Raw genomic sequence first — 24,243 nt, forward strand, 5'->3', positions numbered from 1 at the left:
GCGATCGGCAACGAAAAGGGGCGGCCCGCAAGGACCGCCCCTTCGTCATGGTGCTGATCGGTCAGATCACTCGGGCATGATCACGGCGTCGATCACGTGAATGACACCGTTGCTGGCCTCGATATCCGCATCGACAACATTCGCGCCGTCGACGGTCACGCCGCCTTCGGTGCCGATGGTCACATCACCGCCCTGCACGGTCGTCGCCATCATGCCGTCGGACAGATCGCCGGACATCACCTTGCCCGGCACCACGTGATAGGTCAGGATTGCGGTCAGCTGGTCCTTGTTCTCCGGCTCGAGCAGCATTTCGACCGTGCCCTCGGGCAGTGCCGCGAAGGCGTCGTTGGTCGGCGCGAAGACGGTGAACGGGCCTTCCCCCTTCAACGTGTCGACAAGGTCCGCGGCCTTGACCGCAGCTACGAGGGTCGAGAACGACTCGTTTCCAGCCGCGATATCGACGATGTCCTTCGCCTCTCCGTGGTTGTCGGCAAAGGCCGGACCGGTCATCAGTGTCGCGGCCGCGAGGGCGAGATAGGTTCTGCGAAACATCATTTTGAACTCCCTTGAGTATCGGTTTCGATGACACCGGATGCGGCATCATCAAACACAATACGCGCGGTCGATCGCGTTGGTTCACCGGGGTTTCCCGCCGACGCGGTTTGACGCCGCAGATCCTTGCGCTAAGCCACGGTGCCTTGAAAAATCAACTCACGGTCTTGTGATTGCGGGCCGGAAAAACGCGGCTTTGGCACACGGGCCGAGCGCCGGTATCTCAAAGACCCAGCTTGTCACGCATGAAGGCCAGTGCCACGTTCAGACCGTCGGGCGCGATCCCGTGCCCCGTGCCTTTCATGACATGGGCAAAGACGTCCTTCCAGCCGGCTTCCTGCAACGCCTCGGCTGCCTCGGGCATGGATTGCACCGGCACCACATCATCGGCATCGCCATGCACCAGCAGGATGGGCGGGCGGCTTTGCGTGGCGTCTTTCAGCATGTCGGGCGACAGGATGCGTCCGGAAAATGCGACGACGCCCGCGACCTCGTCCTCGCGCCGCGGCGCTACGTGCAGCGCCATCATCGATCCTTGCGAGAAGCCGAACAGGACCACCTGCTCGGGCAACAGGTCCTCGTCCACCATCAACGCATCGAGAAACGCGTTCAGGTCCGCGGCCGCCGCGATCATCCCGCGCTCGGCCTCTTCCTCGCTCGACCCGTCGATCCAGGGGATCGGAAACCATTGCAGGCCCGTCGGCATGCCGGGGATGATCTCGGGCGCGTCGGGGGCCACGAACAGCGTGTCGGGCAGATGCTCGGCCAGCGGATCGGCCAAGCCCATCAGATCCGCGCCATTCGCTCCGTAGCCGTGCAGGAACACCACCGCCGACCGTGTCTCGCCCGAGTGTGGCCCCCTGCGGTTCGCCGTCAATACCCGTGTCATCTGATCCCTTCCCTGTCCTTCACGCTCTGGTAATACGCCCACAAGAGGCGCGCGGCAACCGCACGCCACGGCGACCAGGCCTGCGCCATCTCACGAAAGGCGCCAGGCTTGGGACGCGCGGGCAGATCGTAGAGAAGACGCGCGGATTCCTGCATCGCAAGATCGCCGGGGGCGAAGATATCGGCGCGGCCCAGGCTGAACATCGCATAGATTTCCGCCGTCCAGACACCGATCCCCGGAACTTGCGTCAGCGTGGCGACAACCTCGTCATCCGGCGCGGTGCGCAACGCGGCATAATCGATATCCGCATCGGCAAGCGCGCGGGCATAGCGCGCCTTCTGACGGCTGAGGCCGGCGGCGCGCAACGCCTCGTCGCTTGCGGCAAGGATCGCGCGCGGCTCGGTCAGCCCCGCCGTCTCCATCCGGCCCTGAACCGCGTTGGCCGAGGCCACGCTGACCTGCTGGCTGATGATCGCGTTCAAAAGTTCCGCAAAGCCGTCGGCGCGGCGGCGCAGGGGCAATTCTCCGGTGATTTCATACGCATGCGCCATGCGCGGGCAGCAGCGTGCAAGATGCTGCGCGCCCTCGGCGACGTCGGCTTCGGTCTCGATGATGCGTCCAGTCATGGGGGCGAGCATAGAGGCTTTGGGCCAAAGACCAAGGGGGCGATATCACGCTTGCACCCGACAGCGGCCGGGGCTAGCACGTCTGCATGACCGATACCGCCCTCCACCAGGATGACAGTCAAGCCAAGCGCAACGTGGGTGTGCTTGTGGCGGCACAGGCGATCCTCGGCGCGCAGATGCCGATGATCTTCGTGGTCGGCGGTCTGGCGGGGCAATCGCTGGCCGGCAACCCGTGTTTCGCGACCCTGCCGATCTCGCTGATCGTGCTGGGATCAATGCTGTCGGCGACGCCGATCTCGTACGTGATGCAGCGCTATGGCCGGCGCGCAGGCTTCATCATCGGCGCGATGGCCGGGGCGCTCGGGGGCGCGGTCGGGGCCTACGGGCTGTATGTCGCGTCCTTCCCCATCTTCCTTGCAGGCAGCCTGATTACCGGCACCTACATGTCGGCGCAGGGGTTCTACCGCTTTGCCGCGGCCGACACGGCAACCGAGGCGTTCCGGCCCAAGGCGATTTCCTATGTGATGGCCGGCGGGCTGCTGAGCGCGATCATCGGACCGCAACTGGTGAAGATCACCTCGCAGGCAATGGTGATCCCGTTCTTCGGCACGTACTTGGCGGTGATCGCGCTCAACCTCGTGGGGGCGTTCCTGTTTCTCATGCTCGACATCCCCAAGCCGCCGATGCCGTCCGAGGACGCACCGCGCGGGCGCACGCGGATCGAGCTTCTGAAGACCCCGCGCATTGCCGTGGCGGTGATCTGCGCCATGGTGTCCTACGCGTTGATGAACCTGGTGATGACCTCGACCCCGCTGGCGGTCGTCGGCTGCGGTTTCGACGAGGGCAACGCGGCGGACATCGTCACCGCCCATGTGCTGGCGATGTATGTCCCGTCGTTTTTCACCGGGCACCTGATCGCCCGCTTCGGGGTAGAGAAGATCGTGGCGACCGGTCTTGTGATCCTTGCAGGCGCCGGGGCCGTGGCCTTGCAGGGTGTCGACCTGGGAAATTTCTTCATCGCCTTGGTCCTGTTGGGTCTGGGCTGGAATTTCGGTTTCATCGGAGCGACGACCATGCTCGCCGGGGCTCACGGCGCGCATGAGCGCGGCCGGATGCAGGGGCTCAACGATCTTCTGGTATTCGGGGGCGTGACCTTCGCCTCGCTTGCGTCGGGCGGGTTGATGAACTGTTCCGGCAGCAGCGCGCAGATGGGCTGGGCGGCCGTCAACATCGCCATGGCCCCATTCCTGATGCTTGCCGGAGGCGCGCTCATCTGGCTGATGATGCGCCCCAGAGAGGCGTGATCGCCGGCTTTTCGGGCGGGATTTGGGTATTTTTGCCAAGAAGAAACCGGCGGAGCGTCTGAGGCCCCGCCGGATGCTGTCAGATCAGCCCAGTTTGCGCAGCCGGGCCATCAGGCTTGAGGTGTCCCACCGTCCACCGCCCATGTTCTGCACGTCCTTGTAGAACTGATCGACAAGGGCTGTCACCGGCAGGGCCGCGCCGGTTTCGTCCGCGGTCGAAAGGCAGATCCCCAGATCCTTTCGCATCCAGTCCACCGCGAAGCCGTGGTTCCACTTGTCGTCGAGCATCGTCTCGTAGCGGTTCGCCATCTGCCACGAGCCGGCTGCGCCCTGGCTGATCACCTCGACCACCGCGCGCCCGTCAAGCCCGGCCTTTTCCGCGAAATGCAGTGCCTCGGACAGGCCCTGAACCAGTCCCGCGATTGCGATCTGGTTGCACATCTTGGTCATCTGCCCCGCGCCGCTGTCACCGATCCGGCGACACAGCTTGGCATAGGTGTTCATGATCGGCTCGGCCGCGGCATAGGCGCTCTCGTCGCCGCCGCACATGATCGACAACTGCGCGTTTTCCGCGCCGGCCTGGCCTCCGGAAATGGGCGCGTCCACGAAACTCGCCCCGTGGGTGCGCGCGCCGGCGTAAAGCTCTTCGGTCACCTTGGCCGAAACCGTGGTATGATCGACGAAGATGGAACCGTCGGCCATTCCGGCTAATGCGCCATCCGCGCCGAGACAGACACTGCGCAGATCGTCGTCATTGCCGACGCAGGCCATGACGACCTCCGCGCCGGCCGCCGCTTCGCGCGGGGTGGCCGCGTGTCGGCCGCCATGCTCGGCGACCCACGCCTCCGCCTTGGAGCTGGTCCGGTTGTAGACACAGACATCATGCCCCGCGGCCTGAAGGTGCCCAGCCATCGGGTAGCCCATGACACCGAGCCCCAGAAATGCAAGCTTTGTCATTCTTCCCCTCCTCGTATCGTGTGTTTTCATTGTCACGTCAGTGATTTCTGACTATCCCCGCCAGGGATGCAAGCGGAAACTCGGAGAGGGCAAACCCCGTGGCAGTGGTGATGAAATGGCTTTTGCGGGCGGCCGGGGCGTCGGTGCTGCTGGTGCTGCTGGCCGTGCTGGCGGGGTACATGCTGTTGTCACGCTCGCTGCCCGAATATGACAAGACGCTGTCGGTGACCGGCATCGATGCCCCGATGGAAATCGTGCGCGACACCGCGAACGTCCCGCATGTGTTCGGGCAGACCGATACCGACAGCTTCTTTGGCCTCGGATATGCCCATGCGCAGGATCGGCTGTGGCAGATGACGACGATGCGCCGCACGGCGCAAGGACGCCTGTCGGAGGTGTTCGGCCCGCGCACGGTCAGGATCGACACCACGATGCGCCGCTTTGGTCTTTATACAGTGGCCCGCCAATCGGTTGCGGCGCAGGACGCGGGGACGCGCGCGGCGCTCAGGGCCTATTCCGATGGTGTGAACGCGCGCCTGACAGAGATCAACCGCGAGGCTCTGGGCCGGGGCGCGCCCGAACAGTTCGTGTTCAACGCGCCGATCGCGCCGTGGCAGCCCGCCGATTCCATCGCCCTGATCAAGCTGATGGCGGTGAAACTATCGGGGCACCTCGCCAACGAGGTGCTGTTCGCGCGCACCTCTCTGGAACTGGACGACCCCGCACGCCTTGATGATATCATTCCGCTTGCACCGGGCAGCGGGATCGCGGCGCTGCCCGAATATGCCAGCCTGTTTCCGGACTCGGAATTCGGGCACACGGCAACGGCCGCCGCAGAGGTGACCGACCATCCGCTATCACCGTTCCACAGGCGCGCCTTTGCCGGTGCCTCGAACGCCTTTGCCGCCGCCACATCCCGGTCGGCCTCGGGGGGTACGCTTGTCGCCAACGATCCGCATCTGGGGTTCTCGGCGCCGGGGATCTGGTATCTCGCGCGGCTGGAACTGGAGACCGGCGGCGTCATCGGCGGCACGATCCCCGGTATTCCCGCAATCCTGACCGGGCGCAATGCGCAGCTGGGGTGGGGGATCACGTCCTCGTATCTCGACGATCAGGATGTCTATATCGAAGAGGTCAACCCCGACGACACCGACCAATACCGCACGCCGGACGGCTGGGCGCCGTTCCGGACCGCCCGGACGATCATCGAGATCAAGGATGCGGATCCGATCACGCTGACCCTGCGCTGGACCGAAAATGGCCCGGTCCTGCCCGGCAGTCATTACGACCTGGACGAGGTGACCCCGCAGGGCCACGTCGCCTCGGTCGCCTGGACCGCGCTCAGCGGCGCGGACACCACCATGAGCGCGGCCATGGGGCTGATGCGGGCGCAGACGGTCGAGGACGCGCTGGAGCAGAGCCGCGATTTCATCGCCCCCTCGCAGAACCTGATACTGGCTGATCAGGATACCATCGCCATGCGCCTGATTGGCGCGATGCCACGACGCACCGCCCGGCATGAAAGCGAGGGCCGCATGCCGTCACGCGGATGGGCCCCCGAGAACCGCTGGCAAGGCATGCTGCCGGATGCCGCCAACCCCGAATTCGTGGGCCCGCGGGGCGGCATACTTGGCAACACCAACAACAAGCTGGTCGATCGCCCCTTTCCGTTGCATGTCAGCCATTTCTGGGGCGACACACAGCGCATCAACCGCTGGCGCAAGCTGATGCAGGATCGCGCCGGGCATACCCGCGACAGTTTCATCGAGGCCCAGCTCGATACGGTCAGTTTTACCGCGCGCTCGCTGCTTCCGCTTATCGGCGCGGACCTGTGGTTCACCGGCGAGGCCGCCCCCGAGGGCACCCAGGCGCGACTGCGCCGGCGCGCGCTGGACCTTCTGGCCGACTGGAACGGCGAGATGAACGAACATCTGCCCGAACCGCTGATATATGCCGCCTGGATGCGCGCATTGATGGACCGGCTGATCCGCGACGATCTGGGCCCGCTCGCCCGCGAGTTCGATCATCCCGACCCTGTCTTCATCGAACGCGTGTTCCGCGACGTGGACGGCGCCTCGGCGTGGTGCGACGTGCGCCAGTCGGCCGCGACGGAACGCTGCTCGGATATTGCACGCCTGGCGCTTGACGATGCGCTCTTGTGGATATCCGAGCGCTATGGATCATCGCTCGAAAGTCTGCGGTGGGGGGATGCGCACCAGGCGACGCACGATCACCAGGTTCTCGGCGACGTGCCGCTGCTGCGCTATTTCGTCAACATCCGGCAATCCACATCCGGCGGTGACAACACGCTGATGCGCGGACGCACACGCGGCGGCGACGGGCCGAACCCGTTCGAGAACGTCCACGGCGCGGGCTATCGGGGGGCCTACGACTTTGCCGATCCCGACAGCAGCGTGTTCATCATGTCGACGGGTCAGTCCGGTCATTTCCTGAGCCGGTATTACGACAATCTCGCCGAGTTGTGGCGCCGCGGCGAATACATCCCGATGTCCCTTGATCCTGGCCTCGCACGGGCCGCATCCGTGGGCGTGACCGAGATGTTGCCGGCGACGGACTGACCGGCAGTGTCGCGGACCTCGTCGCAAAAAGCATCGTCGCGCGGCGGCATGTTGGGGTAAAATCGCTTGAGGCGCACCCTTGGCACGTCTAGGTCATGGCGAAAGGAGTTCCGCGCATGAGCCTCAATACATTCGGCCACCTGTTTCGTTTTACCACTTGGGGCGAGAGCCACGGTCCTGCCCTCGGGGCGACGGTGGACGGCTGCCCGCCCGGTATCGCGCTGGACGAGGGAACGCTGCAGCACTGGCTGGACAGGCGCCGCCCCGGCCAGAACAAGAATACCACGCAACGCCAGGAGGCCGACGCGGTACGTGTCCTGTCGGGTGTCTACGAGGGACAGACCACCGGCACGCCGATCCAGTTGATGATAGAGAACACCGACCAGCGGTCCCGCGATTACGGCGACATCGCGCGAACCTTCCGGCCGGGCCATGCCGACATCACCTATCACCTGAAATACGGGCTGCGCGATCCCCGCGGCGGCGGAAGGTCTTCGGCGCGCGAGACGGCGGCGCGGGTGGCCGCGGGCGGCGTGGCCCGCGCGGCGCTTGCCCAGCTTGCACCCGGGCTGGCGGTCAAGGGCTACATGGTCGCCATGGGCGACATTGAACTGGACCGGGCGCGGTTCGACTGGGATGCCATCGACGGCAACGACTTCTGGCTGCCGGATGCAGCGGCCGCCACGGACTGGGAAGCCTACCTGCAGGATCTGCGCAAACGGCACGATTCTGTCGGCGCGATGATCGAGGTCGTGGCGCGCGGTGCCCCCGCCGGGCTTGGTGCGCCGATCTACGGCAAACTAGACACCGAACTGGCGGCGGCGATGATGTCGATCAATGCCGTCAAAGGGGTCGAGATCGGCGAGGGCATGGCCGCGGCAGGTCTAACCGGAAGCGCCAATGCCGACGAGATCTTCATGGGCGAGGCCGGACCCGAATACGGCTCGAACCACGCGGGCGGCATTCTCGGGGGGATTTCGACCGGACAGGACATTGTCGTGCGCTTCGCGGTCAAGCCGACCTCCTCGATCCTGACGCCCCGCCGTTCGATCACCGTCGACGGCACACCGACAGAGGTCGTCACAAAGGGGCGGCACGATCCGTGCGTGGGCATCCGCGCGGTCCCGGTGGCCGAGGCGATGATGGCCTGCGTGCTCCTCGACCATCTGCTGCTGCATCGCGGCCAGGTGGGCGACGGGCCGCGCGGCCGGATCGGATGACAAGGCGGCTGTTTCTTCTTGGTTGAAATACCCCGGGGGTTTGGGGGCTGGCCCCCAATTATGCAGCGTTTGGGGGCTGGCCCCCAATTATGCGGCGTTTGGGGGTTGGCCCCGAATCTGACCTCACACCACGCGTTTCTGCCGCGACAGCTGGACCGCTAGAATACCCAGCATGATCACCGCGACGCCGACAAGGTCCTGCACGCTCAGGGTTTCGCCAAGGATCAGCGCCGCGATCGCCACGCCGAGGAACGGGTTGAGGAAGTGAAAGGTCGCCGCCTTGACCGCGCCGATGCGGTTCACCAGCCAGAACCATGCGAGCGTCGCCGCCAGCCCCGGCACCAGAGTGGTGTAGACAAACGCCGCGACCAGGGTCCACGACCAGTCCACCTCGAAGGTTTCCAGCGGCACCGCCACGACCCCCAGAACAAGGCTGCCCACAAGCATTTGCAGGCCGACCACCATCAGGAAGTTGCCCCCCGACGTGGCACCGCGCACCGCCAGCGTGGCAAACGTCAGCGCGATCACACCCGCCACACAAAGCCCGAGCCCGTACAGGTCCACCCCGCCATCCAGCCTTGCGCCCATGATGATCGTCACCCCGATCACCCCCGACACGAGCCCGACGACCCCCATCACGCCGATCCGCTCGCCGAAGATCAACCAGCCGGCAAGGCCGACAAGCAGCGGCATCGTGGAGGCAATGATCGCGGCCAGCCCCGCCTCGACGGTCTGCATCGCCATGAAATTGAGCCCGAGATAAAGTGCGTTCTGGCAGATGCCGAAGATGATGGTCGCGCGCCATTGGGCGGGCGTCAGGTGCCAGCTTTGACCAAGCGCGCGCGCAATCAGCACACCGAACAGGCCCGACAACAGAAACCGCAGACTGAGCGCCGTTAGCGGCGGGGCCGAGGCCACGATGATCCGCGCCGATGTGAAGGCCGACGACCACATCACCGCGAAGGTCAGCCCCATCAAGATTGCCCGGATATCCATTCACGCCCCTGCCGTTTCAGTGCCTGTGGCGCCCCCTTCCAGACACGCGCCCTGCTTCGGCGCCCTGATGCCCGGATGAGAGGCACCCGAACCCGCGCGACGCCTTGGGTCCACGGGCCCGGCTGTGTCGCAGTCATTCCGGCGTCCGTGCCCGCATGCAAGGGGAAAACGCCAAAAGGCCATCCCCAAGGGACAGCCTCTTGACGCATCCCGGACCGGGATCAACCGTTGACGCTGTCTTTCAACGCCTTGGCAATGGTCACCTTCACCTGTCGATCGGCAGGCTTGGGCATCTGCTCGCCGGTGGCGGGGTTGCGCACCATGCGTTCGGGACGCTCGCGGCAATAGATCTTGCCGACCCCCGGCAGGGTCACGGCCCCACCTTCGGACACTTCTCGCGTGATCACGTTGATGACCGCATCCAGAGCGCTGCCCGCGGTTTTCTTGTCACTGCCCATTTCCTCGGCCAGAGCGGTCACAAGTTGGGTCTTTGTCATGGGTTTTGCCATTTCTTGGTCTCCTTCAACTGCCCGTCTCTTGGGCCCCGTGATCGCGATTTAATGACATTTTGTGGTGAAACACAACGTCTGGTGGGCACACACTAGTAATTTCCGCGTATTTTGTGCAGGTTTTTTTCCCAAGTCACAGGAACGCCGTCTCTTCGAAAGACCGCAACTTGCGGCTGTGGATGCGCTCCAACGGCATCCGGCGCAGCAATTCCATCGCGCGAATGCCGATCATCAGGTGCCGCGCCACCTGTGACCGATAGAAATCCGACGCCATGCCGGGCAGTTTCAATTCGCCCTGCAGCGGCTTGTCGGACACGCACAGCAACGTGCCGTAGGGCACGCGAAAACGAAACCCGTTGGCCGCGATCGTGGCACTTTCCATGTCCAGCGCGATGGCGCGCGATTGCGACAGACGCTGCACCGGACCGCTATGATCGCGCAGCTCCCAGTTGCGATTGTCGACACTGGCCACCGTGCCGGTCCGCATCACGCGCTTGAGCTCGAACCCTTCGAGTTTCGTCTCCTCCGCCACCGCCTCTTGCAGGGCGATCTGGATTTCGGCAAGCGCGGGAATGGGCACCCAGGCGGGCAGATCGGCATCCAGCACGCGATCCTCGCGCAGATAGGCATGCCCCAGCACGAAGTCGCCCAGGGACTGCGAATTGCGCAGCCCCGCGCAATGGCCCACCATCACCCAGGCATGCGGGCGCAGCACCGCGATGTGATCCGTCGCCGTCTTGGCATTCGAGGGCCCCACGCCGATATTGACCAGCGTGATGCCCGAACCATCCGCGCGCTTGAGATGATGGGTCGGCATCTGCGGCAGCCGGTCGGGCACGGGCAACGACGCCTCGGCCTCGGTGATCTCGGCATTGCCGGTGCTGACAAAGGCGGTGTATCCGCTGGCCTTGTCGGCCAACATGCGACGCGCATAGGCCTCGAATTCCGAGACATAGAACTGGTAATTGGTGAACAGAACGTGGTTCTGAAAATGCTTCGGGTCGGTCGCGGTATAATGCGCCAGTCGCGCCAGCGAATAATCCACCCGCTGCGCCGTGAACAGCGCCAGCGGCGCGGCATCTCCGTGACCCCGGCCCGAGGTACCGTTGACGATATCGTCGTTGGTGGTCTCGAGGTCCGGAACGTCGAAAATGTCACGCAGGGTAAACTCCGCCGCCCCTTCCTGCGGCACCGTGAGATCGGCAGCGGCCGCCACGGCGAAATGCACCGGAATGGGCGTGTCGGACACGCGAATCCAGACGGGCACGCCATGGTTTTCGATCAGCAACCCGATCTGCTGTTCAAGATAGGCGCGAAACAGATCGGGCCGGGTGATCGTCGTCGCATAGGTGCCCGGCGACGACACGTGGCCAAAGCTGAGCCGGCTGTCGATCTTGGCATAGGTATCCGTGGTCAGACGGATCTCCGGGTAGAACGCCCGGACGCGCGAGGCGGGGATATCCCCGTTCAGCGCGTCGACGAAGGTCTTGCACAGGAAACGTACCGCGGTGTCATAAAGCTGGCACAGACGGTCGACCGCCGCACGCGCATCGGTGAACTCGCTTGGCGCCGGCAGATCAGGTGTCTGGATCGGGGCCGTGCTCTCGGTCGGTCTCATGCGTGCGTCCCGTCGTGATGGATCGGCATCACGTTGACACGGGCCAGAGGGACGATCAAGCTGCCATCAAGTGAAACAAGCGGCATCGGCGATGACACCGCCTGATTCCCACACACGCGACCCCGCGTCTCGACGGCGTCGCGGATACGCCGGATGTGCCCGGGGTCGCCGGCTGACCCATTGACGAGGATGAGAGGACCGCGACATGAACGTGACCGAACTGAAGCCCAACATGGAAAACTGGCAGGACCGTGTGGATCTTGCCGCCGCCTTTCGCTGGACCGCGCGACTGGACATGCACGAGGCCGTGGCAAACCACTTCAGCCTTACCGTCAACGACGACGGCACGCAGTTCCTGATCAATCCCAACCAGATGCATTTCGGGCGCATCCGGGCAAGCGACCTTCTTGTGGTGGACGCGAACGACCCTGAAACCCTGAACCGGCCGGACGCGCCCGACCCGACCGCCTGGGGGTTGCATGGCGGGCTGCACCGGCACTGCCCGCACGCCCGCTGCGCCATGCACGTGCATTCGACCCATGCCACCGTGCTGGCCAGCCTCGCCGACAGCCGCCTGCCGGCCATCGACCAGAACAGCGCGACGTTCTTCAACCGGCACGTGGTGGACGAGGGCTATGGCGGGCTCGCCTTCGAGGAAGAGGGCGAACGCTGCGCGCGGCTGTTCCATGACCCCAAGCAGAAGGTCATGATCATGGGCAATCACGGGGTGATGGTCATCGGCGATACCGTGGCCGATACGTTCAACCGCCTCTATTATTTCGAACGCGCGGCAGAGAACTACATCCGCGCGCTCCAGACCGGTCGACCGCTGCGGGTCCTGTCCGACGAGGTGGCGGAAAAGACCGCGCAGGAGCTCGACAGCTACCCCGAACAGGCCTACCGTCACCTGTCGGAAATAAAAGCGCTTCTCGACGCGGAAGGCGCGGATTACGCAAGCTGAGACCGGGTCCGAGATCCGGTGATCGCGGCGGCGCGGCGCACGCTGCGCCGCGTCACCCCGGCCGCAGCCCGGTTTCGACCAGCAATCCCTTGCGCTTGGCCTCGTAGTAATATCCGCGCGCATACCACATGATCGCCGCATCCGGATCGCCCTCGGCCACAAGCCACGCGCCCCGAAGGTATTTCACACCGTATTTGAGGTTCGTCTCGGCATCCAGCAATGCTTCGGGCGGGCCGCGATGGCCCATCGTGCGGGCTGTCTGCGGCAGGATCTGCAACAGCCCGTAATAAGGCCCGTTGCGCGCCCAGGGGCGGTGCCTGCTCTCGCGGATCGCCAGACGATGCACGAGGGCACGCGGCACCTCGTAGTGATCGGCATAGCGGCGGATAAGCCGGCGCAGCGCGGGGGTCTCGTTGGCGTGCAGCGGACGCTCGTCCGGCGCAAAGGCGGCGTTGCGGGTCGCCACCGTGGGGTGCGAACACGCCCCGAGCGGCGCGAGGGCAAGCAGGGCAAGAACGCGGCGGCGCGAGGGGTGCGGCATGGCGGATCCGGCATTGAACGACACGTGCAGAATGCCTGCCCGCGCCGCCCGCCGCCAGAGGGATCGTTCACCATGGGCGAAAGCTTGCCATTCGCGCCGGTCCGGGCCATGTATTCGGCATGGACAAGGTGCTTTTCTCATTCGGACACGGCTATTCGGCACGCGCCCTCGCAAAGCGCCTGGTGCCACGGGGCTGGCGCATCTACGGCACGACACGCGACACCACCAAGGCGGACGTCCTGCGCGCCGAAGGCGTCATCCCGCTTCTGTGGGACGGCGCCGAGATCGAATCCGCGCTGGACGAGGCCACCCATCTGCTTAGTTCCGTGGGTCCGGGCGAAGACGGTGATCCGGTTCTGGCACGCCACGCAGCGGATATCGCCCGGATCGCACCACGCCTGGCATGGGCCGGGTACCTGTCGACCACGGGTGTCTATGGCGACCACCAGGGAGAATGGGTCGATGAGAGCACCCCCCTCACCCCGTCGACCCGGCGCGGCGAACTCCGCGTCGCCGCCGAGGCTGCATGGCAGGCCATTCCGGACCTGCCCATTCACATCTTTCGGCTTGCAGGCATCTACGGACCCGGCCGCGGCCCCTTCGAGAAGGTCCGGCAAGGCACGGCCCGACGCATCATGAAACAGGGGCAGGTGTTCAGCCGCATCCATGTCGACGATATCGCGCAGGGTCTCGACGCCTCGATCAACGCGCCCTGCCCCGGCACCGTGTACAACCTCTGCGATGACGATCCGGCCCCGCCGCAGGACGTGATCGCCTTCGCCGCCGAGCTGCTTGGCCAACCGCTACCCGAGGCCGTCGATTTCGACTCGGCGGACCTGTCACCGATGGCACGCTCGTTCTATTCCGAATCCAAGCGCGTCTCGAACCGGCGCATCCGGGACACGCTCGGTGTCCGCTTGATCCATCCCGACTATCGCAGCGGGCTGAAGGCGATGATCGCGACCGAAGAACGCTGACCATCCGGCTTCATCTTTCCAAAAATACTCGAAGTCCGACGTCCCCCGCGAGAGCGCACGTAAAAAAAGGGCCGCGACAGGCGCGACCCTTTTCCTGGCTCCGATGGAGACGGCAGATTACATCATGCCGCCCATGCCGCCCATGTCGGGCATGCCGCCACCGCCGCCGCCGCCGGAACCCTCTTTCTGAGGCTTGTCGGCGACCATCGCTTCGGTGGTGATCAGCAGGCCCGCGATCGAAGAGGCATCTTCCAGAGCGGTGCGCACGACCTTGGCCGGGTCGATCACGCCGAACTTGAACATGTCGCCATATTCGTCGGTCTGCGCGTTGTAGCCGAACTTCAGGTCGTCGCTTTCGCGGATCTTGCCCGCCACGACGGACCCGTCGACACCCGCGTTCTCGGCGATCTGGCGCAGCGGCGTTTCAAGCGCCTTGCGCACGATCATGATGCCGGCATTCTGATCGGTGTTTTCGCCGGTCAGACCTTCAAGCGACTTGGCGCCCTGCACAAGGCTCACGCCACCGCCGACGACGATGCCTTCCTGAACCGCGGCGCGGGTCGCGTTGAGCGCGTCATCGACGCGGTCCTTGCGCTCTTTCACCTCGGTTTCGGTCATGCCGCCGACGCGGATGACGGCCACACCGCCGGCCAGCTTGGCAACCCGCTCCTGCAGCTTCTCGCGGTCGTAATCGGACGTGGTGTCCTCGATCTGGGTACGGATCTGCGAGACCCGTGCCTCGATCTCGGCGCTGTCCCCGTGGCCGTCGACGATGGTGGTTTCGTCCTTGGTGATGTTCACGGTCTTGGCCGAACCGAGCATGTCCATGGTCACGGATTCAAGCTTCATGCCCAGATCCTCGGAAATCACCTGCCCGCCGGTCAGGACGGCGATGTCCTGCAGCATGGCCTTGCGACGATCACCAAAGCCCGGCGCCTTGACGGCCGCGATCTTGAGCCCGCCGCGCAGCTTGTTGACGACGAGCGTTGCGAGCGCCTCGCCCTCGACATCCTCGGCGATGATCAGCAGCGGCTTCTGCGACTGGATCACCTGCTCGAGCAGCGGCACCATCGGCTGAAGGCTCGACAGTTTCTTCTCGTGCAGCAGGATGAGGCAGTCATCCAGTTCCGCGATCATCTTGTCGGAATTGGTCACGAAGTACGGCGACAGGTAGCCACGGTCGAACTGCATGCCCTCGACCACGTCGGTCTCGGTCTCGAGGCCCTTGTTCTCTTCGACGGTGATGACACCCTCGTTGCCGACCTTTTGCATCGCGTCGGCGATCTGACGACCGATTTCGCGTTCGCCGTTGGCCGAGATTGTGCCGACTTGCGCGATCTCGTCAGAGTTCTCGACCTTGCGGGCCGCGGCCTTGATATGTTCGACAACTTTCGCCGTCGCAAGGTCGATACCGCGCTTGAGGTCCATCGGGTTCATGCCCGCGGACACGGCCTTGACGCCCTCGCGGACGATCGCCTGTGCCAGCACGGTGGCCGTGCTGGTGCCGTCGCCGGCCTCGTCATTGGTGCGGTTGGCGACTTCTTTCACCATCTGCGCGCCCATGTTCTCGAACTTGTCTTCCAGTTCGATCTCCTTGGCGACAGACACACCGTCCTTGGTGATGCGCGGCGAGCCAAAGCTCTTTTCCAGCACCACGTTGCGGCCCTTGGGACCCAGCGTGACCTTGACCGCATCGGCCAGCGTGTTCACGCCCTTGACCATGCGGTTACGCGCATCGGTGTCAAATCTTACGTCTTTGGCAGCCATTTTCAGATGCTCCTTTTTGTGTGTTCCGGGATATCAGACGATGTACGGCCTTCAGGCGGCTTGCACGGCCTTGGCGTCGTCGATGATACCCAGAATGTCGCTTTCCTTCATGATCAACAGCTCTTCGCCGTCGATCGTCACCTCGGTGCCCGACCATTTGCCGAACAGGACCGTATCACCGGCCTTGACGGCCATCTCGATCAGGTCGCCGTTTTCCTTGCGCGCACCGTCGCCGATGGCAACGATCTCGCCATGCTGCGGCTTTTCCTTGGCGGTTTCGGGGATGATAAGGCCCCCGGCGGTCTTTTCTTCGCTCTCAACGCGGCGAACGAGCACGCGGTCATGCAGCGGTTTAAATGCCATCTCTGAGGCTCCTTAGCTCAAAGTTTCCCTCGATGATCCCTACTCGGGGATCGTTATCACTCCTCAATGCTGAGTGCTAACAAGCAGGGTATTAAGGTTGCGCCGCGGTGATGTCAAGACACCTGCACACCGTCACCTGTCGCCCCCGCCGGCTGCCATGAAACGTCATGATATTGTCATGCGGGACGTGATGGTGATCGCGCATCGTCTGCTCTATATCATGTGCATGACCGATGCCCCCAACAAGGCCAAGACATCGCCAGCGGCGCCCGTTTCACGGCGCGACAACCTGATGCGATTGCTCGATCAGCTCGAGCATGAGACCGGCGACAACCGGGTGTCCGTGCGGGACGTGCTGGAGCTGCTTGGACCGCGCGCGTTCACGCCGATGCTTCTGGTGCCGTGCCTTGCGCTGGTGTCACCGATCTCGGCCGTGCCCGGTGTGCCCAGCTTCCTGTCCCTGCTGGTCGGGTTGGTGGCGTTGCAGATGCTGTTCGGACAGGAACGCATCTGGTTGCCGGTGTTCCTGCTGGACCGCGCGGTGGACGCGACGCGCTTGCGCCGGGCTGTCGCGGCCTTGCGCCGTCCCGTCGCGATCGTGGACCCGTGGATCAACGAACGGCTGACATGGCTTGCGGACAAGCCGGGCAACCTGCCCGCGCTGCTGATTTTCTGCACCGTCTCGTTCCTGATGCCGCTGATCGAGTTCGTGCCGTTCCTGACCTCGACGCTGGCCTCGGGCATGACGCTGTTTGCCATCGGCTTGTTCGCACGCGACGGGGTTTTCATGCTTGCCGGTTACATGCTCGTGGCGGCGGGCGCAGCGCTCGTGACGCAGACTGTCCTCATGCTGGGGTGATCGTGGCCATTGCCGCACCGCAGCATCGACGGGTGACAAACCGCGCGCGGCCCCTTATAGGGTGCGCGAGAACAACGCACCACCACACAGGAAGAAGATCATGACCACCCTCGTTTTCGGCCACAAATCCCCCGACACCGATTCCACAGGCTCGCCGATCCTTTGGGCATGGTACCTCAACGGGGTGAAAGGCACCGGGGCCGAACCCGTCCTTCTGGGAGAGCCCAGCACCGAGGCTGCCTTCATGCTAGACAAGTGGGACCTGCCCAAGCCGCGCATCATCGACGGCGTGGAGGCCGGCCAGCCCTGCGTGATCGTCGACACCAACAACCCCGCCGAACTGCCCGAAACCATCAACGACGCCGATGTGCAGGCGATCATCGACCATCACAAGCTCGTCGGCGGTCTCGAGACCAAGGGCCCGATCGACATCACCGTGCGTCCACTGGCCTGCACCGCGACGATCATGATCGACCTGATGGGCGACGACGCCACCAAGATGCCGAAGGCGATGAAGGGGGCCGCGCTGACCTGTATCCTGTCGGACACGCTGGAATTCCGTTCGCCCACTACGACCGCGCATGACAAGGCGGTGGCCGAACGTCTCGCCGCCGATCTCGGCATTTCGATTCCCGACTATGCGGCCGAGATGTTCGCCGCGAAATCCGATGTCTCGGCCTTTTCGGATGCCGAGCTTTTGCGCATGGATTCCAAGGAATACGAGGTCGGCGGCACCAAATTCCGCGTCAGCGTGCTGGAAACGACCGCGCCGGACATGGTGCTGGATCGCAAGGCCAGCCTGATGGACAGCATGACATCCGTTGCCGCCGAGGATGGCGTCGATCACGTGCTGTTGTTCGTGGTCGATATCCTCAACGAAGCGGCAACGCTGCTTGTGCCCAACGATCTGGTCAGGACCGTGGCCGAAAAGAGTTTCGGCGTGACCGTCTCGGGCGACACCGTGGTCCTGCCCGGCGTGATGAGCCGCAAGAAGCAGATCATCCCCAACCTGACGACCTGATGCTCTGATCGCCGATGGACGGAACAAAAAAGGCCCGCGGGAGGGACACACCCCGCGGGCCTTTTCGGTGATCGGGGCGCGTGTTACTTGCCGGCCTCGATCACGTCCTCGACCGTGCGCAGCCCGGTGCGCGGGGCCTGAACCAGCACCGCCATGTTGCCCGGCTTGTGCTCGTTGCGCAGCATCTTGGTATGCGCCTGCGGAATTTCGGTCCAGGCGAACACCTCGGACATGCAGGGGTCCAGCCGCCGTTCGATCATCAACTTGTTGGCCGCCGAGGCCTGCTTGAGATGCGCGAAATGGCTGCCCTGAAGGCGCTTCTGGTGCATCCACATGTAGCGCACGTCGAAGGTGCAGTTGAACCCGCTGGTCCCGGCGCAGATCACGACCATGCCGCCCTTCTTGCAGACCAGCGTCGAGACCGGAAAGGTCGCTTCGCCGGGATGCTCGAACACCATGTCGACGCTGACGCCCTTGCCGGTGATCTCCCAGATCGCCTTGCCAAAGCGGCGCGCCTCTTTCAGCCAGGTATTGTATTCGGGGGTGTTCACCTTTGGCAATTGCCCCCAGCAGTCGAATTCCTTGCGGTTGATGACCCCCTTGGCGCCCTGATCCAGCACGAACTGGCGCTTGCTTTCGTCTGAAATCACGCCGATGGCGTTGGCCCCCGCGGTATTGGCAAGCTGGATCGCGTACGAGCCGAGGCCCCCCGACGCGCCCCAGACCAGCACGTTCTGACCGGGTTTCAGGTCATGCGGCGCATGGCCGAACAGCATCCGGTACGCGGTGGCCAGCGTCAGCGTGTAACACGCGCTTTCCTCCCATGTCAGGTGCTTGGGGCGCGGCATCAACTGCTGCGCCTGCACGCGCGCGAATTGCGCGAACGACCCGTCATGCGTCTCGTAGCCCCAGATGCGCTGCGTCGGCGAGAACATCGGATCGCCGCCATTGCAATCCTCGTCGTCGCCGTCATCCTGGTTGCAATGGATCACGACCTCGTCGCCGACCTTCCAGCGCTTGACCTTGTCGCCAACCTTCCAGACGATACCCGACGCGTCCGAACCGGCGATGTGATAGGGTGCGCCATGGCCGTCGAAGGGGCTGATCGGCTCTCCCAGACCGGCCCAGACACCGTTGTAATTGACGCCCGCGGCCATCACCAGGACCAGCACCTCGTGACTGTCGATCTCCCAGGTGTCGACAACCTCTTGCTTGAATGATTTTTCCGGCTCGCCATGACGCTCGCGACGGATTGCCCACGCATACATCTGCTTGGGAACATATCCCAAAGGAGGCATTTCGCCGACCTCGTAGAGATCCTTTTCGGGTGCCTCGTAGGGCGCGATGCCCGTGTCGGTATCCAAAGCCATGATGAGCCTCCTGTTCCTTGTTGCCGCACTGCAGAATCGGACTGTTCGCTACCGGGATACTGAGCGATAGGTAATATTGCAATAGTCTAGAGCGTGCTTTTGTAACTTTATGACCGAGCAAGCGCAGAAAAATCTGTCACGCCGCACTGTGACCGTCAAAGAGATGCGCGATCGAGGCGGCATAATACTCGAGAACCGGGCGCTCGGCCTCGGCCGGGGCAATGTCACCGCCCCGATCCTCGATCAGACCGCGATCCCGCAGGATCTGAAGGCCGAATCGCGCCCCGTTCTCGGGATCACCCTGCGGCCTGTGAAGATGGGCGCGCGGCAATGCGTCGATCATGCGCCCGACCCGCGACTCCAGCGCGTCGGCGCTGAGCGGGCCGTCTGCGAGCAATAGCGCCCGCGCGACGAGCGGCACGGGAAGCACCGGCACCTCTGCCCGGATCCGCGCCATCAGGGCGCGCGTCAGCCCGCGTGAATCTGCGGTGGGATGATCCGCCTGATAGGCCCGCAGCGACATCGGTGCACCGAAACTGACCGCCGCATAGCCGTGCCGGTGATACCGCCCGCGCAGCCACAGCCATGCCTGCCACAGAACGAACCGCGCGATCACGCTGATCCGCGCGGGAAACTTGCGCCCGCCGACCCGGCCCGCTGCGATCAGAAGGCGGTCCTCGAACACCCTGTCGTAATTCAGCGCCACGGGGACAAAGACGACGTCGCGCGCATCGGACTCGCGCTCTTCGACGATGTACTTGATAAGGCCGTGGCGGGGCTCTTGCGGCGCGCCGGTCAGGCTGAGCCCGCCTTCGGGGAAGATCGCCTGCGTCACGCCGCCATCGGTCGCCATGCCCACGTAGCGGGCCAGAACCCGCCGGTAGAGGTCGTCGCGCGATCTGCGGCGGATGAAATAGGCCCCCATGGCCTTGATCAGCCGTGACAGCGGCCAGACGCGCGCCCATTCCCCCACGGCATAACTGAGCGCCGAGCGTTCGGCGGCCAGCCACGTGACCAGGACGTAATCCATGTTGGAGCGGTGGTTCATCACGAAAACGACGGTCGCGTCGCGATCGATTCCGGCGAGGGCCTCGTCCTCGAAATGCCCCAGGCGCACGTTATACAAGGCTTGGCTGACCCATTTTGCCAGGGTGATTGCCAACCCGAAATACACGCTGGCGGAAAAGCTGGGCACGATCTCGCGCGCATAGCCCCGAGCCCGCGCGAAGGCCACGTTTTCAGGAACACCGCGCGCCTTGGCGTGATCGACGATGGCCCGAGTGACCTCGGGATCGTAGATCAGCCGCTGGATCATGTCATGGCGCCGCGCCAGCTTGAACGGCTCGATCGGGCGTTGCAGCCGTTTGTTGAGCTTGGTGACCGCCCGCTCCAGCCTGCGGCGGAAGAACCATCGCACGGACGGAAACAGGAAATGCGACGCGAAGGTGACCGTCGCGAACCCGAGCAACAACAGCAGGACCCAGACGGGCATCTCGATAGTTTGAAACATGCCCCCTACTTTCTGAACGACGCGATGCCCGGCAGGCGCGGTATTGGGCTCAGCGTGTCGCGTTCGCGCAAGTGTACTGGCCATCCGGCCGCTGCTCGGCCTCGACGAACACGCCGTCGCCAACGGCGCACAGGAAGGTGCCGGGCGGGAACGGCTCGCCCTCGGGGTTACGGGCATCTCGCACGGCGCGGTATGTCCCGCGCGCACCCTTGTAGACCAGCTTGCCCGCGCCGACGGCCGTGTTCGCGGCAAGACGCCCGGCGCCCCACACGACGTCGCCTGTATTTTCCGTGACCTGTTCGGCTGTGCAGGCGCCGAGCGAGACGAAACCTGCAACAGCGATAACCGAGAAGCTCGATTTCATCGGTGAACCTCCTTAATGGACAATCAGTCGTGGAACGTATCGTCCGGACCCCGTCAAGACAACCGCCCGCGCGACGCCGCGTTGCAGCGAATTGACAGCGCCAGTTTGTTACTTGTAATGTGCAGCGAACGTAACAAAATTACGCCAAACGATTCACGAGGCTCGTCCATGTCGCAGACGCAAAATGACACGCAAACCGGCCCGTCCGGTCGCCCGGCCGATCGCCCGTGGCTGATCCGCACCTATGCGGGCCATTCCACCGCCGAGGCGTCGAACGCGCTGTATCGCGGCAACCTCGCCAAGGGCCAGACGGGCCTGTCGGTGGCCTTCGACCTGCCGACACAGACCGGTTATGACAGCGACCATGTCCTCGCCCGTGGCGAGGTCGGCAAGGTCGGCGTGCCGGTCTGCCATCTTGGCGACATGCGCACGCTGTTCGACCAGATCCCGCTGGACCAGATGAACACCTCGATGACGATCAACGCCACTGCGCCGTGGCTGTTGGCCCTGTATATCGCAGTGGCCGAGGAACAGGGCGCGGATACCACCAAGCTGCAAGGCACCGTGCAGAACGACCTGATCAAGGAATACCTGTCGCGCGGCACCTATATCTGTCCGCCCGCGCCAAGCCTCAAGATGATCGGCGACGTGGCCGAATACTGCTACAAGCACGTGCCGAAATGGAACCCGATGAATGTCTGTTCCTACCACCTGCAAGAGGCTGGCGCGACGCCCGAGCAGGAGCTGGCCTTCGCGCTGGCCACCGCCACGGCAGTCCTTGACGAGCTGCGCCCGCGCGTGCCGGCCGAGGATTTCCCGATCCTTGCCGGCCGGATCTCGTTCTTCGTCAATGCCGGCATCCGTTTCGTCACCGAAATGTGCAAGATGCGCGCCTTCGTCGATCTCTGGGACGAGATCCTGCAGGACCGATACGGCATCGAGGATCCGAAATTCCGCCGCTTCCGCTACGGCGTACAGGTCAACAGCCTTGGCCTGACTGAACAGCAGCCTGAAAACAACGTCTACCGCATCCTGATCGAGATGCTGGCGGTGACCCTGTCGAAAAAGGCCCGCGCAAGGGCGGTACAACTGCCCGCCTGGAACGAGGCGCTTGGCCTGCCGCGGCCCTGGGACCAGCAATGGTCGATGCGGATGCAGCAGATCCTCGCCTACGAGACCGACCTGCTGGAATTCGACGACCTCTTCGACGAGAATCCCGCGGTCGAGGCCAAGGTCGCGACGCTCAAGGACGGCGCCCGTGCCGAACTGGCCAATATCGACAGCATGGGCGGCGCGGTCTCGTCGATCGAATACATGAAATCGCGGCTGGTCGACAGCAACGCCGAACGCCTCGGCCGGATCGAACGCAACGAGACGATCGTGGTCGGCGTGAACAAGTGGCAGGCCGGCGAGCCGTCGCCGCTGCAATCCGAGGATGGCGGGATCATGGTCGTCGACCCCAAGGTCGAGGCCGAGCAGATCGGGCGGCTTGACGCATGGCGCGCCGCGCGCGACGCGTCTGCCGTCAAGACCGCCCTTGCCGAACTGCGCGCCGCCGCGCAGGAAGGGCGCAACATCATGCCCGCCTCGATAGACTGCGCACGGGCGGGGGTGACGACCGGCGAATGGGCCGAACAGATGCGCGCGATGTACGGCGAGTATCGCGGCCCGACCGGCGTGTCCCCGAACCCGTCGAACATGACCGAGGGGCTGGACGACATCCGCAACGCGGTCGACGCGGTCAGTGACCGGCTTGGACGGCGTCTGAAGTTCGTGCTGGGCAAGCCGGGCCTGGACGGTCACTCCAACGGCGCCGAGCAGATCGTTTTTCGCGCCCGCGATTGCGGCATGGATATCGGCTATCAGGGCATACGCCTGACGCCCGAGGAAATCGTCCGCGCCGCGCTGGAAGAACAGGCGCATGTCGTGGGCCTGTCGATCCTGTCGGGCAGCCACATGTCGCTGATGGAAGACCTGATGCAGCGAATGCGCGAGGCGGGTCTTGGCGATGTCCCGGTGATCGTCGGCGGCATCATCCCCGAAGACGACGCCAGACGGTTGCGCCAGCTGGGGGTCGCGCGGGTCTACACCCCCAAGGATTTCGAGCTGAACACGATCATGATGGATATCGTAGCGCTGGCTGACGCGCGAGACGTCGCCGCAGAGTGACACGCGGCAGACCATCCCCGGCGGATCACCTCACAAGGTGGTCCGCCGGGGATGAAAGGTGCGTCACTCTCCGCGCACTTCGGTAAGACGCTCAATCACGCGCTGATTCAGCTCTTCGTTGTTGCCGGCCGCATTGGCGATCGACACGTAGCTGTCGACATCCATGTTCTCGACCGCATCCACGGCGGCAAAGGCCGCCTCGTTGGCCTCTTGCACCAGTTTCTGCTGGGCTGCCTCATCCTCGGCATCTTCGATGACGGGGCCATATTCGTCGCGCACCTCTTCGACCGCGAGAATCGCATCGACAAACGCCTCGACCTGGGCGTCGGTGACATCCTCGGCGGCGATCTGGGCCGGCTGCCCGTCTTGCGCGACTGCGGGCGCTGCAAATGCAAGCGCGGCAGCGCCAAAGATCGCGGCAAGGCTGGTTCTGAAGGTCATCGAGTCAGACTCCTGTTCGTGGTTTGAAACAATCGAGCGTCAGAAGTGGGCAAGATACGCCGGGGTGACAACCCCATGCGCAGAAAAATGCCGGGCACAGGGGATGATCACCTCTGGTCATGGCCCGCGGTCCGGCGCAGACTTGCGCGACACCACCACGCGAAAGGCCGCCCATGACCCTGACGATCCGACCCGTCGAGACCGGTGACAAGCCCGCCTGGGCGCGGCTCTGGCGCGCCTACCTCGCGTTCTACGAGACGTCCCTGCCCGATGCCGTTTACGACCTGACCTTCGAGCGGCTTAACTCGTCCGATCATCCCGCGCAGAACGGGTTGATCGCTGCGCAAGACGGCGAGATCGCGGGCCTCGTGCACTTCATCTACCACCCGCATAACTGGCGGATCGAGAAGGTGTGTTATCTTCAGGATCTCTATGTCGCGCCCGAGGCCCGCAACACCGGCGCGGGGCGCGCCTTGATCGAGGCCGTCTACGCGCAGGCCGATCGCGACGGGTGCCCGTCGGTGTACTGGACCACACAGGAGTTCAACACGACGGCGCGCCGACTTTACGACCGGGTGGGCACGCTGACCCCGTTCATCAAGTACACCAGATAACGCCCGCGCCAAATGCCCGCGCGTTCCATTTGGACG

General features: G+C 64.3%; 23 protein-coding genes. 9 read left to right on the plus strand and 14 right to left on the minus strand.

From position 1 onward, the window contains the following. Positions 1-66: 66 nt before the first annotated feature. The 3 genes from ACROSR_RS11475 to ACROSR_RS11485 form a co-directional block, all read right to left on the minus strand. Positions 67-552 carry a fasciclin domain-containing protein gene (locus ACROSR_RS11475; protein ID WP_432685201.1) on the minus strand — a complete coding sequence of 162 codons (486 nt, stop codon included), beginning with the start codon at positions 550-552 and terminating at the stop codon, positions 67-69. Between the two features lie 223 nt (positions 553-775). Beyond that, positions 776-1,441, minus strand: coding sequence for an alpha/beta hydrolase (locus ACROSR_RS11480; protein WP_432685143.1), 666 nt, complete (start codon positions 1,439-1,441; stop codon positions 776-778). Next, positions 1,438-2,067: a DNA-3-methyladenine glycosylase family protein gene (locus ACROSR_RS11485; protein ID WP_432685145.1), complete on the minus strand. Its 630-nt coding sequence runs from the start codon at positions 2,065-2,067 to the stop codon at positions 1,438-1,440. The genes ACROSR_RS11480 and ACROSR_RS11485 overlap by 4 nt, the downstream gene beginning before the upstream one ends. Before the next feature lie 86 nt (positions 2,068-2,153). On the opposite strand from ACROSR_RS11485, the gene ACROSR_RS11490 reads away from it, so the two are divergent. Next, positions 2,154-3,371, plus strand: coding sequence for an MFS transporter (locus tag ACROSR_RS11490; protein WP_432685147.1), 1,218 nt, complete (start codon positions 2,154-2,156; stop codon positions 3,369-3,371). An 84-nt stretch (positions 3,372-3,455) separates the two neighbouring features. On the opposite strand, the gene ACROSR_RS11495 is transcribed toward ACROSR_RS11490, so the two are convergent. Continuing rightward, a complete protein-coding gene (locus ACROSR_RS11495; RefSeq protein ID WP_432685149.1) occupies positions 3,456-4,328 on the minus strand; it encodes an NAD(P)-dependent oxidoreductase in 873 nt (290 codons plus the stop codon). A 98-nt stretch (positions 4,329-4,426) separates the two neighbouring features. Here ACROSR_RS11495 and ACROSR_RS11500 point away from each other — a divergent pair, with 98 nt between their 5' ends. Further along, positions 4,427-6,907 carry a penicillin acylase family protein gene (locus ACROSR_RS11500; protein ID WP_432685151.1) on the plus strand — a complete coding sequence of 827 codons (2,481 nt, stop codon included), beginning with the start codon at positions 4,427-4,429 and terminating at the stop codon, positions 6,905-6,907. 116 nt (positions 6,908-7,023) lie between these two features. Further along, on the plus strand, positions 7,024-8,127 hold the full coding sequence (gene aroC / locus ACROSR_RS11505) for a chorismate synthase (RefSeq protein WP_432685153.1): 1,104 nt from the start codon (positions 7,024-7,026) through the stop codon (positions 8,125-8,127). A 123-nt stretch (positions 8,128-8,250) separates the two neighbouring features. Here aroC and ACROSR_RS11510 read toward each other — a convergent pair whose 3' ends face one another. The 3 genes from ACROSR_RS11510 to ACROSR_RS11520 all read right to left on the minus strand — a co-directional run bounded on the left by ACROSR_RS11510 (position 8,251) and on the right by ACROSR_RS11520 (position 11,250). Next, on the minus strand, positions 8,251-9,123 hold the full coding sequence (locus ACROSR_RS11510; protein ID WP_432685155.1) for a DMT family transporter: 873 nt from the start codon (positions 9,121-9,123) through the stop codon (positions 8,251-8,253). Between the two features lie 221 nt (positions 9,124-9,344). Next, positions 9,345-9,632, minus strand: coding sequence for an HU family DNA-binding protein (locus ACROSR_RS11515; RefSeq protein ID WP_336417964.1), 288 nt, complete (start codon positions 9,630-9,632; stop codon positions 9,345-9,347). A gap of 133 nt (positions 9,633-9,765) precedes the next feature. Continuing rightward, the gene (locus tag ACROSR_RS11520; protein WP_432685157.1) at positions 9,766-11,250 is read right to left on the minus strand and encodes an AMP nucleosidase; all 1,485 of its coding nucleotides are present in this window, start codon (positions 11,248-11,250) and stop codon (positions 9,766-9,768) included. 205 nt (positions 11,251-11,455) lie between these two features. Between ACROSR_RS11520 and ACROSR_RS11525 the strand changes: the two genes are divergently transcribed. Beyond that, positions 11,456-12,211: a class II aldolase and adducin N-terminal domain-containing protein gene (locus ACROSR_RS11525; RefSeq protein WP_432685159.1), complete on the plus strand. Its 756-nt coding sequence runs from the start codon at positions 11,456-11,458 to the stop codon at positions 12,209-12,211. 52 nt (positions 12,212-12,263) lie between these two features. On the opposite strand, the gene ACROSR_RS11530 is transcribed toward ACROSR_RS11525, so the two are convergent. Further along, a complete protein-coding gene (locus ACROSR_RS11530; RefSeq protein WP_432685161.1) occupies positions 12,264-12,752 on the minus strand; it encodes a transglycosylase SLT domain-containing protein in 489 nt (162 codons plus the stop codon). A gap of 119 nt (positions 12,753-12,871) precedes the next feature. Here ACROSR_RS11530 and ACROSR_RS11535 point away from each other — a divergent pair, with 119 nt between their 5' ends. Further along, the gene (locus tag ACROSR_RS11535) at positions 12,872-13,729 is read left to right on the plus strand and encodes an SDR family oxidoreductase (RefSeq protein WP_432685163.1); all 858 of its coding nucleotides are present in this window, start codon (positions 12,872-12,874) and stop codon (positions 13,727-13,729) included. Between the two features lie 117 nt (positions 13,730-13,846). On the opposite strand, the gene groL is transcribed toward ACROSR_RS11535, so the two are convergent. Both groL and groES read right to left on the minus strand, forming a co-directional pair. Next, entirely contained in the window at positions 13,847-15,496 is a 1,650-nt protein-coding gene (groL, locus tag ACROSR_RS11540) for a chaperonin GroEL (protein WP_432685165.1), read from the minus strand. A gap of 51 nt (positions 15,497-15,547) precedes the next feature. Then, positions 15,548-15,859 (minus strand): co-chaperone GroES, encoded by a 312-nt coding sequence (gene groES / locus ACROSR_RS11545; protein WP_432685167.1) that lies wholly within the window; start codon positions 15,857-15,859, stop codon positions 15,548-15,550. 157 nt (positions 15,860-16,016) lie between these two features. Between groES and ACROSR_RS11550 the strand changes: the two genes are divergently transcribed. Together ACROSR_RS11550 and ACROSR_RS11555 are read left to right on the plus strand one after the other, a co-directional pair. Next, positions 16,017-16,718, plus strand: a complete 702-nt coding sequence (locus ACROSR_RS11550) for an exopolysaccharide biosynthesis protein (RefSeq protein WP_432685169.1) — start codon at positions 16,017-16,019, stop codon at positions 16,716-16,718. Between the two features lie 100 nt (positions 16,719-16,818). After that, a complete protein-coding gene (locus tag ACROSR_RS11555) occupies positions 16,819-17,739 on the plus strand; it encodes a manganese-dependent inorganic pyrophosphatase (RefSeq protein WP_432685171.1) in 921 nt (306 codons plus the stop codon). A gap of 83 nt (positions 17,740-17,822) precedes the next feature. Here ACROSR_RS11555 and ccrA read toward each other — a convergent pair whose 3' ends face one another. From ccrA to ACROSR_RS11570, 3 genes are all read right to left on the minus strand, one after another. Then, positions 17,823-19,109, minus strand: coding sequence for a crotonyl-CoA carboxylase/reductase (ccrA, locus tag ACROSR_RS11560; protein ID WP_432685173.1), 1,287 nt, complete (start codon positions 19,107-19,109; stop codon positions 17,823-17,825). A gap of 136 nt (positions 19,110-19,245) precedes the next feature. Next, positions 19,246-20,619 carry a 1-acyl-sn-glycerol-3-phosphate acyltransferase gene (locus ACROSR_RS11565; RefSeq protein WP_432685175.1) on the minus strand — a complete coding sequence of 458 codons (1,374 nt, stop codon included), beginning with the start codon at positions 20,617-20,619 and terminating at the stop codon, positions 19,246-19,248. Between the two features lie 49 nt (positions 20,620-20,668). Then, the gene (locus ACROSR_RS11570; RefSeq protein WP_432685177.1) at positions 20,669-20,983 is read right to left on the minus strand and encodes a hypothetical protein; all 315 of its coding nucleotides are present in this window, start codon (positions 20,981-20,983) and stop codon (positions 20,669-20,671) included. Between the two features lie 168 nt (positions 20,984-21,151). Here ACROSR_RS11570 and ACROSR_RS11575 point away from each other — a divergent pair, with 168 nt between their 5' ends. Beyond that, complete coding sequence (locus ACROSR_RS11575) at positions 21,152-23,152, plus strand: methylmalonyl-CoA mutase family protein (protein ID WP_432685179.1); 2,001 nt, start codon at positions 21,152-21,154, stop codon at positions 23,150-23,152. A gap of 63 nt (positions 23,153-23,215) precedes the next feature. Here the strand turns inward: ACROSR_RS11575 and ACROSR_RS11580 are convergent, their stop codons facing one another. After that, entirely contained in the window at positions 23,216-23,593 is a 378-nt protein-coding gene (locus tag ACROSR_RS11580; protein ID WP_432685181.1) for a DUF4168 domain-containing protein, read from the minus strand. 173 nt (positions 23,594-23,766) lie between these two features. Here ACROSR_RS11580 and ACROSR_RS11585 point away from each other — a divergent pair, with 173 nt between their 5' ends. After that, the gene (locus ACROSR_RS11585; protein ID WP_432685183.1) at positions 23,767-24,207 is read left to right on the plus strand and encodes a GNAT family N-acetyltransferase; all 441 of its coding nucleotides are present in this window, start codon (positions 23,767-23,769) and stop codon (positions 24,205-24,207) included. Positions 24,208-24,243: the final 36 nt, after the last annotated feature.

This window comes from Roseovarius tibetensis, from assembly GCF_050896375.1.
GTDB classification, from domain to species: Bacteria; Pseudomonadota; Alphaproteobacteria; order Rhodobacterales; family Rhodobacteraceae; genus Roseovarius; species Roseovarius tibetensis.

Bases quoted from the DNA above. Each gene is read 5' to 3' on its own strand.
- ACROSR_RS11475 (WP_432685201.1), bottom strand. From the start codon at position 552: ATGTTTCGCAGAACCTATCTCGCCCTCGCGGCCGCGACACTGATGACC.
- ACROSR_RS11480 (WP_432685143.1), bottom strand. From the start codon at position 1,441: ATGACACGGGTATTGACGGCGAACCGCAGGGGGCCACACTCGGGCGAG.
- ACROSR_RS11485 (WP_432685145.1), bottom strand. From the start codon at position 2,067: ATGACTGGACGCATCATCGAGACCGAAGCCGACGTCGCCGAGGGCGCG.
- ACROSR_RS11490 (WP_432685147.1), top strand. From the start codon at position 2,154: ATGACCGATACCGCCCTCCACCAGGATGACAGTCAAGCCAAGCGCAAC.
- ACROSR_RS11495 (WP_432685149.1), bottom strand. From the start codon at position 4,328: ATGACAAAGCTTGCATTTCTGGGGCTCGGTGTCATGGGCTACCCGATG.
- aroC (WP_432685153.1), top strand. From the start codon at position 7,024: ATGAGCCTCAATACATTCGGCCACCTGTTTCGTTTTACCACTTGGGGC.
- ACROSR_RS11510 (WP_432685155.1), bottom strand. From the start codon at position 9,123: ATGGATATCCGGGCAATCTTGATGGGGCTGACCTTCGCGGTGATGTGG.
- ACROSR_RS11515 (WP_336417964.1), bottom strand. From the start codon at position 9,632: ATGGCAAAACCCATGACAAAGACCCAACTTGTGACCGCTCTGGCCGAG.
- ACROSR_RS11520 (WP_432685157.1), bottom strand. From the start codon at position 11,250: ATGAGACCGACCGAGAGCACGGCCCCGATCCAGACACCTGATCTGCCG.
- ACROSR_RS11525 (WP_432685159.1), top strand. From the start codon at position 11,456: ATGAACGTGACCGAACTGAAGCCCAACATGGAAAACTGGCAGGACCGT.
- ACROSR_RS11530 (WP_432685161.1), bottom strand. From the start codon at position 12,752: ATGCCGCACCCCTCGCGCCGCCGCGTTCTTGCCCTGCTTGCCCTCGCG.
- ACROSR_RS11535 (WP_432685163.1), top strand. From the start codon at position 12,872: ATGGACAAGGTGCTTTTCTCATTCGGACACGGCTATTCGGCACGCGCC.
- groL (WP_432685165.1), bottom strand. From the start codon at position 15,496: ATGGCTGCCAAAGACGTAAGATTTGACACCGATGCGCGTAACCGCATG.
- groES (WP_432685167.1), bottom strand. From the start codon at position 15,859: ATGGCATTTAAACCGCTGCATGACCGCGTGCTCGTTCGCCGCGTTGAG.
- ACROSR_RS11550 (WP_432685169.1), top strand. From the start codon at position 16,017: ATGAAACGTCATGATATTGTCATGCGGGACGTGATGGTGATCGCGCAT.
- ACROSR_RS11555 (WP_432685171.1), top strand. From the start codon at position 16,819: ATGACCACCCTCGTTTTCGGCCACAAATCCCCCGACACCGATTCCACA.
- ccrA (WP_432685173.1), bottom strand. From the start codon at position 19,109: ATGGCTTTGGATACCGACACGGGCATCGCGCCCTACGAGGCACCCGAA.
- ACROSR_RS11565 (WP_432685175.1), bottom strand. From the start codon at position 20,619: ATGTTTCAAACTATCGAGATGCCCGTCTGGGTCCTGCTGTTGTTGCTC.
- ACROSR_RS11570 (WP_432685177.1), bottom strand. From the start codon at position 20,983: ATGAAATCGAGCTTCTCGGTTATCGCTGTTGCAGGTTTCGTCTCGCTC.
- ACROSR_RS11575 (WP_432685179.1), top strand. From the start codon at position 21,152: ATGTCGCAGACGCAAAATGACACGCAAACCGGCCCGTCCGGTCGCCCG.
- ACROSR_RS11580 (WP_432685181.1), bottom strand. From the start codon at position 23,593: ATGACCTTCAGAACCAGCCTTGCCGCGATCTTTGGCGCTGCCGCGCTT.
- ACROSR_RS11585 (WP_432685183.1), top strand. From the start codon at position 23,767: ATGACCCTGACGATCCGACCCGTCGAGACCGGTGACAAGCCCGCCTGG.